Source organism: Pedobacter aquatilis (assembly GCF_032678425.1).
Taxonomy (GTDB): domain Bacteria; phylum Bacteroidota; class Bacteroidia; order Sphingobacteriales; family Sphingobacteriaceae; genus Pedobacter; species Pedobacter aquatilis_B.
The window spans coordinates 122542-135398 of sequence record NZ_JAVTSG010000007.1 but is presented as its reverse complement, the minus strand read 5'-3'; the positions used below and the strand labels follow the sequence as shown (position 1 = coordinate 135398).

Genomic DNA, 12857 nt, shown 5'->3' with positions numbered 1-12857 from the left:
GAATCAAGTATCAAGACTAAACCTAACGTCTTAAAATCGTAAATCCAAAATCATCAATCTAAAATAAATATGGCAGGCAATTCATTCGGACAACTCTTTCGCATCACTACTTTTGGCGAATCTCATGGTGTAGCTATTGGAGTAATTATTGATGGCTGTCCGGCGCAATTGGATATTGATATGGATTTTATTCAATCAGAATTGGATAAACGTAAACCAGGTCAATCAAAAATAACCACGCAGAGAAAAGAAAGTGATACTGTTCAAATTCTATCTGGTGTTTTCGAAGGAAAAAGTACAGGAACACCTATTGCTTTGCTCATTCCAAACGAAGACCAGCGTTCAAAAGATTACGGGCATAATGTTGATGTATATCGCCCGAGTCATGCAGATTATGTGTATGATGCAAAATATGGCATACGCGACCATCGCGGTGGTGGACGTTCATCTGCCCGTGAAACGGCAGCTCGTGTAGCTGCTGGTGCAATTGCTAAGCTACTCTTAAAACAGCAAGGCATCGAAATTTTTGCCCATGTAACTTCCGTTGGAACCATTGAGGCGCCAAACTTAGAAAGTAACGATTTATCAGCTTTGCTGGATATAAGAGAAGAAAATATTGTTCGTTGTGCCGACCCTGCAACAGCGCATGAAATGATTGAATTTATAGATTCGGTTAGAAAAGATGGTGATACCGTTGGCGGTAAAATTGGTTGTGTAATTAAAGGCTGTCCTGCTGGTTTAGGCGAGCCTGTTTTTGATAAATTACACGCTGATTTAGGCAAAGCAATGTTAAGTATTAACGCGGTTCATGGTTTTGAATACGGTTCTGGTTTCGCCGGAAGCGAATTAAGAGGTTCTCAACATAATGATATTCCTCAACCGAAAGCCGCTGATTCGAAAATATTTAAAACCACAACAAATTTTGCTGGCGGTATTTTAGGTGGCATTTCAAACGGAATGGATATCACTTTTAAAGTGGCCTTTAAACCTGTAGCCACTATTATGCATAATCAGCAAACGATAAATGCAGCAGGCGAAGCATCTGAAATTAAAGGTAAAGGTCGCCATGACCCTTGTGTTGTGCCAAGAGCTGTAGTTATTGTTGAGGCGATGGCTGCTTTAATTTTAGCCGACCAGTTTTTGAGAAATAAAGTGAGTGTGATTTAGGCTAAAAGCCAATATTGCAATATTCTAAAGCAACTTGTCATCCTGAGCTTGTCGAAGGATTTTACTAATATTATTAACCGTTATTTCGAGCGAAGCCGAGAAATCTTTGAACTACGTTTATCAGATTTCAAAGATTTCTCCATTCCGTTCTGCTCCAATCGAAATGACGATGGCAAAATAAAAATTATGAGCAAACTACTCCCAATCCTATTCCTATTCTTTAGCATCAATTCATTTGCGCAAACCTATTCCGAGCAAATCGCCAAGCATCGCGATAGCTATAAACAGGATTTTATTAAAGAAGGAAATGCTCCATTAAAAGAAGCTGATTTGCCAAACCTTCACTTTTTTGATGCAGACAGCACTTATAAAGTTTTAGCTGATGTAGAAATTTTAAAAAATGAGAAGGTTTTTAAAATGCCTACTTATGATGGCACGAGTAAGGAATTTTATCGTTTTGCGAAAATTAAATTCGACTTAAATGGCAAAGCAACTACAATGACATTGTATAAAAGTATTGCTTTAGCCAATAACCCTGCTTATAAAAACTTACTTTTCTTGCCCTTTACCGATGAAACCAATAATAAAGAAACTTATGGTGGTGGCCGCTACATCGATTTAAGTTCAAAAGCAATAATCGATAATAAAATTGAGGTCGATTTTAATAAAGCGTACAATCCGTACTGTGCCTATAGTGATGGTTATCGTTGCCCGGTTCCGCCGGAAGAAAATGATTTACAATTGGAAATAAAAGCCGGAGAAAAATTATATACAGGAGAAAGGAAGCATAAATAAGAAAGCTTGAACATTTTGACTATTAGAGTTGTTTTAATAGTTATATTTAATTTCTAAAACGCCCTATAATGTATAACTGTTTAATAGTAGATGATAACGAGATAGAACGCGATGCGATTACTATGCACATCAGTAAAATCCCAAATTTAAATATCGTTTCGATATGCAAAGATGGTGTTGAAGCAATTGATGTTATAAACACAAAAAAGATTGACATTATATTCTCCGATATCGATATGCCTGAACTTTCTGGTACATCTTTATTAAAAACTTTAAAAAATAAACCAGTTTTTATATTTATTACTTCTCATAATCAGTATGCTGCAGAAAGTTTTGATTTAGACGCAATCGATTTTGTGGTAAAACCAGCAACTTTTGAGCGAATACTAAAGGCTGCAAATAAAGCTATTGAATATATTGAACTTCGCAAGGCTGCAAAATCAGTTGATAATGATATCCGCCAGGAAGATGATTACTTTTTCTTTAGAGAAACAAAAGGTATTACGAAGCTAAAATATAACGATGTAATTTACATTGAGAGTATGGGCGATTTTTCGAAAATATATACAGCTGGCGAAAAGCACATTATTTTGGTTGGGTTAAAAAACCTCGAAAAACAACTGCCAAATCATTTTATGAGGGTTCATAAGCAATATATAATCAACATCAATGCAATTTCAACGCTTACTGCACATGAGGTACATTTAGAACATAATTACGTTGTTCCCTTAAGTGCAACCGCCAAGCAAGAATTAATGGAGAATGTGATTGAGAAAAAAACACTTTCCAGATTTAAAAAAAGTTAATCCTTTTTAAAGATTAGATTGAATGTTGAACCTTCATTCTTACAAGAATTCAGAACAATTTTACCATCCATAAGTGTCATAAAAGTTCGGCATAAGAGTAACCCTAAACCCGTACCTTTTTCTCTATTTGTTCCGGGAGTGCTAAATCCGGCACCTTGAAAAGCCGAATTATTGAAATGTTCTACCTGTTCGGCAGACATACCAATACCATCGTCAGTAATAGAAATTTTTAGTTCATTATTATCTAAATGAGATGAAATGATAACCTTCCCTTCATCAGGTGTAAATTTTATTGCATTGCTGATTAAGTTTCTTAGTACCAGCGAAAGCATATTTTCATCGGCCTTACAAAGTGTATTTGGCTGAATATTATTTTCTATAATGATTTTCTTAAAATCTGCTGCATCTTTTGATGTATTAACGACATCAGTAATTAAAATTGATATATCTAAAGTTTCCAAATATGGGTTAAAACCTTGCATTTGACTTGCCGCCCAGTTAAGTAAATTCTCCATCATAGATGAGGTATATGTAAGGCTATTTTTTAGCGAAGATGCGTATTTTGTAAGCTTAGGCTGGTCGATTTTTCCGGCCTCCAATAATTGAATAAAAGAAATTAATGAATTTACAGGTGTACGCATATCGTGACTAACAATGCTGAAAATTCTATCTTTTACTCTGCTCAATTGTTCTAATTCTCGTTTTTGCTTATTAATAATTTTATTCAACCGTGTGGTTTTCCGTTGATTGAAATAAATTAACCCTGCGGTAAAAACAACTAATGTAATCGCAACAGTTAAGAAAATTTTTACTTTTTCATCAAATGCTATTTGCTGTTTTTGTTCAGAAATTTGCTTGTTTTTTTGGTAAGAATCGTATGCCGACTGCAGTTTAGAGCGTTCAAAATTACTGCTTTGCAAATTCTTTTGCTGACCAAAAAATTCAAGTTCTTTTTTACGGAGTAAAAGCTGTTGTTCTTGCTGCCTTGCCAATAGATATTGCTCTTTCAAAGTGGCATCAGAAACTTTTTGCTTCAATTTGTAATCGTTTTCCTTGACACCAAAATCAACCATTAACTGCCTCCTGGTTATCTCTCGTTCCTTTTCTTCGTTAAAAAGTTTATCTCTGGCAATTATGTATCGCTTATAATAATCTAACGATTCCTTGTTTTTATTTAAATCTTGATAAACCTCGCTAAGCTTTAAAAGTACATCCCGTTGGGTATCCAAAAAATTTTTCTCAATTGAAATATTTAAAGCCAGATTGAGCATTTCAATGGCCTCACCGTACTTCCGCTGATTTTTATAAAAAGTACCCAAGGTTTTTAAACTTTCGGCGTAATAGCCTTTTTGTCCTGTTTTTTCATCAATGCTTAAAGCATCTTTATAAAAGTGCAAAGCCAGTTCACCCTCTCCTTGTTTCTCGTAAATTTTGCCAATATTTTTTTTGAATGATGAAATTCCTAATTGATCATTTGAATTTTCTGCGATTTTTAAACCTTTGGTAAAATAATCCAAAGCAATATTCAACTTTTTATCTTCCTCAATTTTCATCGCAACTAAATCTGCCGATGTTGCAGAAGAATAACTTAGCCCCAAACATTCATAAGCGTAGGCTATGCCTATTTTATCTTCATTAAGAGTGAAAATTTTCAAGGCCCGTTTTCCATATTCTGATGCTGTTTTTTGTTGCCCTAAAGCCTGATAAACAGCAGCAATATTTATGTAACAACTGGCTAAATCATCTTGCTTATTGTTCTTTTGATACAAAGCCATTGCCTTTTGGTTAACCTCAAGAGATTTAGCATAATCGGGAATTGAACTATAAAGAGCACTCATATTTAAATACATGTTTGCCTGCTGGTATTCATCTTTTAAAATTTCATACTCGTACAATGCTTTTTTATAATACTTTTCAGCCTCTAAATAATTCCCTAAACCATGATTAAATAATGCCCTGCGATTATAAATCGTTGCTGAAAAATTTCTCATATCCAAATCCTTAGACAATTGAAGACTTTTCTGAAAATATTCATCAACCTTTGGAAAATTCCTAAGCAACATATATTCCCTCATAATCAAATAAGAAGTTTTCATCTTATTAGAATCTGGTTTAGAATTTTTCTGATTTGCTTTAAAAAGGCTGTCGAGTTTATGAGGAAGAGCATTTTGCGCAATGCTTTTAGAACAAAATGCGACGCAAATTAAGATAATAAAGCACAATCTAAAGGTCTTTATACTAAAAAACACATCACTTATCTTGGAGCGCCTATCAACCATTAGTTCAATCTTAATTAACTCAAAAATTTTGATCTATTAAGAAACTGTACAAACGGAACTGATTAGAAAAATCGTTTTTAGAAAACGAGAATGATTTGGGATGATTGGTTTCTTAATTATCCCGAAAGATAATTTTTTTTACCCAATAGATAAACCCAAAAGTTAATCCATCCTCACCAAAACCAAGTTTTTGATTACAATCGCTAGTTTTACAACCTATAGTTGTTCGATTTAAAATAGACTGATATATTTATTTGGGTTAGAATCGTGCATCATTTCACAAACAATTTCAACTACATCATCAACTGATGGCTTGCTGAAATAATCACCATCTGAACCAAAAGGCGGGCGATGTGCTTTAGCAGAAAGTGTTCTTGGTTGTCCATCTAAGTGAAAATAACCTTTTTGCTGCTCTAAAATTTGTTGTAAAATATAGGCAGAAGCGCCTCCCGGTACATCTTCATCAACAACTAAAAGCTTATTCGTTTTCTTTAATGATTCAGCGCAAATCATCGTTTTATCAAAAGGTAATAGAGTTTGAGTATCGACAATCTCAACGGAAATACCCATTGTTGCCAATTCTTCTGCAGCTTCCTGTACAATTCTCAATGTTGAACCATAAGAAACAATTGTAATATCAGAACCTTCTTCCAAAACCTCAGCTACACCTAATGGAACGGTAAATTCACCAACATTTTCTGGTAGTTTCTCTTTCAAGCGATATCCATTTAAACACTCAATTACTACAGCTGGTTCGTCAGCTCTAAAAAGTGTATTATACATGCCCGCTGCCTGGGTCATATTGCGTGGTACACAAAGATGCATACCTCTTAAAGAACCTAAAAGCATGGCAATTGGAGAACCAGAATGCCAGATTCCCTCTAATCTATGTCCTCTGGTTCTAACAATAACTGGTGCTTTTTGAATGCCTTTTGTACGATATGCTAGTGAGGCCAAATCATCACTAAGTACATTTAAAGCAAAAATTAAATAGTCTAAATACTGAATTTCTGCGATAGGTTTTAAGCCCCTTAGCGCTAGCCCTATACCCTGCCCCATAATCGTCATTTCACGAATTCCAGTATCAGTGATGCGCAGCTCACCAAACTTTTCCTGTAAACCTGCAAAACCTTGGTTTACATCTCCAATATTACCTAAATCCTCTCCAAATGCAACAAGTCTTTGGTCGCGTTCAAAATTTGCGTTAAAGCAGGCATTCAAAACCTCGCGACCGTCAATCATTTTTGAAAATTCATTGAAGACAGGTGCTACAACTTCAATTTTATCAGGAGCTTCATTACCATTGGTATGAAGTTTTGAATTATATCTTTCGTAATTTAACCCCTGTTGATTTTTATACCATGATAAAAGTTCATCTCGCTCAGCTGAATTAAATTTTGCCGATAAACGAATCGCTTTGCGAGCGATTGTGAATATCTCACGTCGTTGCGCATCAGCAATTGAAGCGAGTTGGGTAGCGAGTGCAGCAAGTTCCGGTTGGTGCTTAACTAATCCACCAATTAAATCAATTACCTGCTTTTGTTCTGGTTTTATACTATCTAAAAATTCGTTCCAAGCTTCTTTTTGCGCATTACGAACAAATATTTTTGCTGTTTTTTCTAATTCTGCAAGGTCTTCATCAGAAATTATTGCCGATTCTAGCATCCATGTCCTCATTTTCAGGATGCAATCGTGCTCGTTTTCCCAAGCTAATCTATCTTTTGATTTATATCTTTCATGCGAACCAGAAGTACTATGTCCCTGAGGTTGTGTGAGTTCAGTAACATGGATTAATACGGGAACATGCTCCTCTCTACAAACGTTTATTGCCTTTTCGTAAACTTCGCATAAAGCGGGATAATCCCATCCCTTTACCTTGTAAATTTCGTAACCTGCAGCATTTTCATCACGCTGAAAACCTTTTAAAACTTCGGAAATATCTTCTTTTGTAGTTTGATATTTCGCTGGAACTGAAATACCATAAGCATCATCCCAAACTGATATTGCCATTGGAATTTGTAAAACACCGGCAGCATTTATTGCTTCGAAGAAAACACCTTCAGATGTTGATGCATTACCGATTGTACCAAAAGCAACCTCATTTCCGTTAACCGAAAAATGCTTTAAATAATCGAGTTCCTTATTATTTCTAAATAATTTAGAAGCATAAGCCAAACCAACCAAACGAGCCATTTGACCGCCTGTTGGAGAAATATCTGATGAACAATTTTTGATTTGAGTTAAATCATTCCAGCTTCCATCTTCGTTTATAGATTTTGTTGCAAAATGACAATTCATCTGTCTGCCGCCAGAAAAAGGATCGGCGCCCTCTGCCGGGTTTGCGTACAACTGGGCAAAGAATTCCTTGATGGTAGAAATCCCCGTAGCGAACGCAAAAGTTTGATCACGATAGTAGCCAGAACGCCAATCGCCATTTTTAAATGCTTTGGCCATTGCAATTTGCGGAACTTCTTTACCATCACCAAAAATGCCAAATTTTGCCTTCCCTGTTAACACTTCTCTCCTGCCTAAAACACTCGCCTGACGGCTTTCGTAAGCAATTTTATAGTCGTTTATAACGATAGATTTAAAATCGTTAAAACTTAATTCAGAAGTATTAATGGAGTTGGTAGTCAATTTTTCATTCTGCATCGTAATCAAATATTGGTTGCCGCAAATATATATAAAATTAAAAGTTTGCTTTTAACCTCAATTGTAAAATTATATATGGATTAGTAAAATATATTTGGAATAGTTTTTGTTTTACTCCTATAAATATTAAATTTGTTTTATAAATTTTAACAAACATTTTCAACACATAAACATGAAAAAGATTTTTGTATTATTTGCTTTTATTTTGGGATTTGGTTTAGTAGCTAATGCACAAACCGCAGCCAAAGCAGAATTTAAATTCGAGGCTGAAACCCACGATTTTGGAAAAATTACGGTTAATAAACCAGTAACTTACGATTTTAAATATACCAACGTTGGTGAAGAGCCATTGATTATTACAAAGGCTGAAGCAAGTTGCGGTTGTACTGTACCAAAATATACTACTGTTCCTTTGAAAAAAGGTGAAAGTGGAACAATTTCAGTAACATTTAGTGCTGCTGGTGCGCCACAACCTTTTACAAAAACAGTAACAATTACTTCAAACGCTAAAACGCCTGTTAAAGTTCTTTACATCAAAGGAGAAACAGTTGCTTCTGCCACGAAATAATTTTTTAATCTATAATGTTTAAAAAGTCCCGATTTTCATCGGGACTTTTTTATTTTTGTGCCATGCCAAAAATTTCACAAAAAGGCTTGCAGATGCCTGCATCGCCAATCAGAAAGTTAACGCCATTTGCAGATAAAGCAAAACAAGATGGAAAAAAGGTTTTTCATTTAAATATTGGTCAGCCTGATATTGAAACGCCAGAAGGAATGTTAAATGCAATTAAAAACATCGATTTTGATGTTTGGGCTTACACGCCATCAGAAGGTACTTTAGCTTATCGCCAAAAATTAACAGAATATTACAATAAGCTTGGTTATAACATTACACCAGAAAATATTTTAGTAACTGTTGGTGGCTCGGAAGCGATTACAATTGCTATGCAAACTTGTGTTAATGAAGGTGATGAAATTATTATTCCTGAGCCATTTTATGCAAACTATAACGGTTTTGCATGTATGAGCAATGTTGGGGTAAAACCAATTTTGTCTTATATCGAAAATGGTTTTGCATTGCCACCAATTGCAGAATTTGAAAAACTTATTACCGATAAAACCAAGGCAATAATTATTTGCAACCCTAATAACCCTACCGGATATCTATATTCAAAAGAAGAATTAGAAGCTTTGAAATCACTTTGTGTAAAATACGATTTGTTTTTATTTTCTGATGAGGCTTACCGTGAATTTTGCTACGATGGTCGCGAGTTTATTTCACCGATGCACTTAGATGGACTGGACGAAAATGTGGTAATTATGGATACAGTTTCTAAACGTTACAGTGCTTGCGGCGCTCGTTTAGGTTGTTTAATCACTAAAAATAAAGAAGTAATTTCTTCAGGTTTGAAGTTTGCACAAGCAAGATTAAGCCCAGGAATGGTTGAGCAGATTGCCGGAGCTGCTGCTGTTGATACACCAGATAGTTATTTTGAAAAAGTAAATACTGAATATACACTTCGCAGAGATACGCTTGTAAATCGCCTAAATAATATTGAAGGCGTATTTTGTCCAAATCCGGGTGGTGCGTTTTATGTTGTTGCCAAATTCCCTATTGATGATGCTGATAAATTTTGCCAATGGATGTTGGAAGAATTTAGCCACAACAACCAAACCGTTATGATGGCGCCTGCAACGGGATTCTATTCTACCCCAGGTTCTGGAAAAAATGAAGTTAGAATGGCTTACGTTTTAAATACTGATGATTTAAATGCATCAATGGACTGTTTAGAGCTAGCTTTGAAACAATATCCCGGTAGAGTGATTTAATTTACTTTGCATAACAATATTTAAGGCTTCAATTAAAACTGAAGCCTTTTTTTGTCCAAGATTATCTAAATGTTAAATTTTTGTCTCGATTAATCTTTCAAGAATTATAGCTGTCAAACTTTGATAAATTATTTCTCTCAAATTTTCTGTCAATGAATTTAAAGGAACGGCTCATGAATTTTTTAAAATCGATAAGAAGTAACAATGCAAATAGTGATGAATCTGACCATAGCCAATTGGTTATGTTTATCTTAATTCTAAGTTTTGTACTTATCTCTATAATAATTTTAAAGCAGTTTAATTAAGCCCTGTTGTTTCAATTGCTATCTTTGAACTATGACGATATCAGAACTCGAAGAATATTTTAAAACAGCAGAAAAACCGCAGTTGCCAATCTTGCTCAATCCTGCAACGGTAATTAATAATTACGAGCATTTTTTAGAAAGTCACTTTGCTCCTTTAAGAAAAGATCCGGATTCACGAGTAAACCAACCACTACTTTGGCGGTTAAAGGCCTTAAAACTTCTAATCGAATCTAATGCATAAAAACTAGTGGTATTTTATGCCTAATATTTCATCGGCAGTTAACATTTAACAATTATTTTTACCGAAACAAAATCATATACCTATGAAGCAAGGCTTATTAATTGATATGGACGGTGTAATTTACAGCGGCGAGGCACTAATTTTTGGAGCTGATAAATTTATCAAGAACCTAATTGACGAAGATATTCCCTTTGCCTTCATGACGAATAATAGCCAAAGAACCAGCCTCGAGGTGGTACGTAAATTAAAAGGTTTAGGAATTACTGTTGATGAAAGCCATGTTTACACAAGCGCAATGGCAACTGCAAAGTTTTTGGCAGACCAAAGTCCTAACGGAACAGCTTATGTTTTAGGTGAAGGTGGTTTGCTGAGCAGTTTACATGATAATGGCATCACTTTAGTAAATACCGACCCAGAGTTTGTGGTGCTTGGAGAAGGCAGAAATTTCACGTTGGAGATGGTTCAGCGGGCTGTTGATATGATTTTAGCTGGAGCAAAGTTTATTACCACAAATCGTGATCCTTCGCCTAAAAAACCAGGCTGGAATAATCTTGGCATTGCCGCAACGACAGCTATGATTGAGGAAGCTACCGGAAGAAAAGCATTCGTTACAGGAAAACCTAGTCCGGTCATGATGCGCTCGGCCAGAAAGTTTTTAGGCTTAGAAACCAGCGAAACTACTGTAATTGGCGATACAATGGAAACAGATATTCAAGGAGGTGTACAAATGGGTTACAAAACCATTCTTGTGCTTTCTGGAATTTCGAGTAAAGATACGCTTGGCCATTATGCCTTCAAACCTGATATGGTTGCAAGTTCTGTTGATGAAATTCAGTTTCCGTTAAGTTGGTGGGTAGCCAAATAAATAATTATTATCTTTTATTAAATGTTGACAAATAAATTCAAGTGGATAGCTTCTTGTTTTTATTTTTGCAACAATGTCTTCTAAATACAAAACACTATTTCAATTTGAAAACCAGGAACTGGTAATTATAGAAATTAAACGCCTTGGTTTGCCAGAAACGGCAAGTTTAAACGAAACATTTCATTGGTTGCATTTCGAAAAAGGTTCAAAATCGTTAGTGAAATTATTGTTTCTTTCAATGGATTCATCAACAGAAATAGAAGAACGCTTTTTTGAACAAGGATATTTGAAGTTTAATTCGGCTGAGGCAACCTATATTGAGAAATATAATTCATCTCAACATAAACTTAAAAATTTTAGCGAAGAACCTATAAATAGCGATTTGAAAATTTCAATCGAAGATTATTTACGAGAGATTTAACCCTAAATATTCAGCGTAAATATGACTTTACGATTTCTAAAAGGTCTTCAACATCGAAAGGTTTGATAATAAAATCATCGGCCGAACATGGGATTTCCAAAAACTCTTTAGGCCTCAAGGCTGATAATAGAATAACTGGAATTTTACTATTCTTCGGATTATCTTTAATGATATTGCACAATATTCTACCATCTGCGCAATTAAGTTGAATATCCATTACAATTAAATTTGGACGGAAGTGCTGAATAACGGCTTGCAGCAAATCACAATTGTGGATACTTTCTACATCAAAATTTTCTTTTTCGAAAATTGAGGTCAGTAAATCGGCGTTAACTACGTCATCATCAACTATCAGTATTTTTGACATAAGAGGAGATTCGGTACTTAAATCTAAGTAATATATGTTATAATGTAAAGCAGAACAATTAAGTCTTTCTAACTGGCCAACAAGCTGTTACAAAATCACACAAATTATTATTACTAATTAGCAGAAGTTTAAGCGTATCATTTGCATTTTATTTCGTTAAATAATCGAAGCATAAATTTATTTTCCCTTAGCATTAAATATCCACTACTGGCATAATTTTTATAATTTTAGCAACGATATGCCCAACACGCCATTGACTCCACTTTCTGAAAAAGATATTATTGGTTTTCAAAGATTTTTATCTGATAAGAAAAATTCTATAAGTTTTTTATTTGCCCAACTGATTGAACTTTATAGTAAATTAGAAATAAACGAAAGTGCTCTAAAACGGTTTGAAAATAAAGCTGAGATTATTCGCATTAAAAAAGATTATGATTTAAAAAAGGCCCATTGGGATGCCGAACTCTTGGAATTAAAAAAACAGTACAGGCAGCTGGATAACAGAATTATTGCAGCAGAACAAAAAATGGCAAGGGGAATTCCTGATGATTTGCTAATAATGGAAAAGCTAATTGCAGAGCAAGAATCCATAGTTTCTGACCAAGAAAAACTAAATCAAGCTGAAACAGAATTGATTAACCACGTTCGGGAAATCGATATTGAGTATGGTAAACAGCAAGAGAAAATTAACCAGCGCAGCACAATCGCAAAACCAAATGCTGATGATAAAAGCTCAAGCAACTTCATTAAACTTAAAAGTGCCGAGCAGAAAATTGTTTATGCAACTAAAATAGCATCAGTAATCGCCATTTTGATAATCCCAATCATTTTAGATTTTTTAACAAGAGGCTTAACTTCAACAAGCAGAGCTTCGCATTCTATATTTGCGATACACTATATTTTCATCATATCTTTAATCTTAACAGAAGTTTTTTTGGGTGATAAAATCCGACAGTTTATTTCCAATTCGTTTGCATCAAGGTATTTAAAAAATGATTTTGACGAGCTGAAAAGGCTGTTTGATGAAAACAATAAAAGAGTAAACAAGCTCGAAAACCTCTATAAAATCAAGCTTGATGAGGTTGTAAATCAGACAAGTTAGGGAATACCTGAAACAATAATATCGGCC

At 34.7% G+C, this 12857-nt stretch carries 12 protein-coding genes; 9 read left to right on the top strand and 3 right to left on the bottom strand.

Annotated elements, in window-relative coordinates; all coding sequences use genetic code 11:
• Nucleotides 1–69: 69 nt before the first annotated feature.
• From aroC to R2Q16_RS18835, 3 genes are all read left to right on the top strand, one after another.
• Entirely contained in the window at nucleotides 70–1167 is a 1098-nt protein-coding gene (gene aroC, locus R2Q16_RS18845) for a chorismate synthase (RefSeq protein WP_316739417.1), read from the top strand.
• A 186-nt stretch (nucleotides 1168–1353) separates the two neighbouring features.
• Nucleotides 1354–1962, top strand: a complete 609-nt coding sequence (locus R2Q16_RS18840) for a DUF1684 domain-containing protein (protein ID WP_316739415.1) — start codon at nucleotides 1354–1356, stop codon at nucleotides 1960–1962.
• 68 nt (nucleotides 1963–2030) lie between these two features.
• On the top strand, nucleotides 2031–2768 hold the full coding sequence (locus R2Q16_RS18835) for a LytTR family DNA-binding domain-containing protein (protein ID WP_316739414.1): 738 nt from the start codon (nucleotides 2031–2033) through the stop codon (nucleotides 2766–2768).
• Here the strand turns inward: R2Q16_RS18835 and R2Q16_RS18830 are convergent.
• Both R2Q16_RS18830 and R2Q16_RS18825 read right to left on the bottom strand, forming a co-directional pair.
• Entirely contained in the window at nucleotides 2765–4864 is a 2100-nt protein-coding gene (locus R2Q16_RS18830) for a tetratricopeptide repeat protein (RefSeq protein WP_316739413.1), read from the bottom strand. The two genes, R2Q16_RS18835 and R2Q16_RS18830, sit on opposite strands and share 4 nt — an antisense overlap.
• A 414-nt stretch (nucleotides 4865–5278) precedes the next feature.
• Nucleotides 5279–7699: a thiamine pyrophosphate-dependent enzyme gene (locus tag R2Q16_RS18825; protein WP_316739411.1), complete on the bottom strand. Its 2421-nt coding sequence runs from the start codon at nucleotides 7697–7699 to the stop codon at nucleotides 5279–5281.
• Between the two features lie 172 nt (nucleotides 7700–7871).
• Here R2Q16_RS18825 and R2Q16_RS18820 point away from each other — a divergent pair, with 172 nt between their 5' ends.
• The 5 genes from R2Q16_RS18820 to R2Q16_RS18800 all read left to right on the top strand — a co-directional run bounded on the left by R2Q16_RS18820 (nucleotide 7872) and on the right by R2Q16_RS18800 (nucleotide 11361).
• Complete coding sequence (locus tag R2Q16_RS18820) at nucleotides 7872–8267, top strand: DUF1573 domain-containing protein (protein ID WP_316739408.1); 396 nt, start codon at nucleotides 7872–7874, stop codon at nucleotides 8265–8267.
• A 62-nt stretch (nucleotides 8268–8329) separates the two neighbouring features.
• Entirely contained in the window at nucleotides 8330–9529 is a 1200-nt protein-coding gene (locus R2Q16_RS18815; RefSeq protein ID WP_316739407.1) for a pyridoxal phosphate-dependent aminotransferase, read from the top strand.
• A 336-nt stretch (nucleotides 9530–9865) separates the two neighbouring features.
• Complete coding sequence (locus tag R2Q16_RS18810; RefSeq protein WP_316739406.1) at nucleotides 9866–10075, top strand: DUF6965 family protein; 210 nt, start codon at nucleotides 9866–9868, stop codon at nucleotides 10073–10075.
• An 82-nt stretch (nucleotides 10076–10157) separates the two neighbouring features.
• Nucleotides 10158–10940 carry an HAD-IIA family hydrolase gene (locus R2Q16_RS18805; RefSeq protein ID WP_316739405.1) on the top strand — a complete coding sequence of 261 codons (783 nt, stop codon included), beginning with the start codon at nucleotides 10158–10160 and terminating at the stop codon, nucleotides 10938–10940.
• A gap of 73 nt (nucleotides 10941–11013) precedes the next feature.
• Entirely contained in the window at nucleotides 11014–11361 is a 348-nt protein-coding gene (locus R2Q16_RS18800) for a hypothetical protein (RefSeq protein WP_316739403.1), read from the top strand.
• A gap of 10 nt (nucleotides 11362–11371) precedes the next feature.
• Here the strand turns inward: R2Q16_RS18800 and R2Q16_RS18795 are convergent, their stop codons facing one another.
• Entirely contained in the window at nucleotides 11372–11728 is a 357-nt protein-coding gene (locus tag R2Q16_RS18795; RefSeq protein WP_316739402.1) for a response regulator, read from the bottom strand.
• 238 nt (nucleotides 11729–11966) lie between these two features.
• On the opposite strand from R2Q16_RS18795, the gene R2Q16_RS18790 reads away from it, so the two are divergent.
• The gene (locus R2Q16_RS18790) at nucleotides 11967–12830 is read left to right on the top strand and encodes a hypothetical protein (protein ID WP_316739399.1); all 864 of its coding nucleotides are present in this window, start codon (nucleotides 11967–11969) and stop codon (nucleotides 12828–12830) included.
• The last annotated feature ends 27 nt before the right edge of the window (nucleotides 12831–12857 follow it).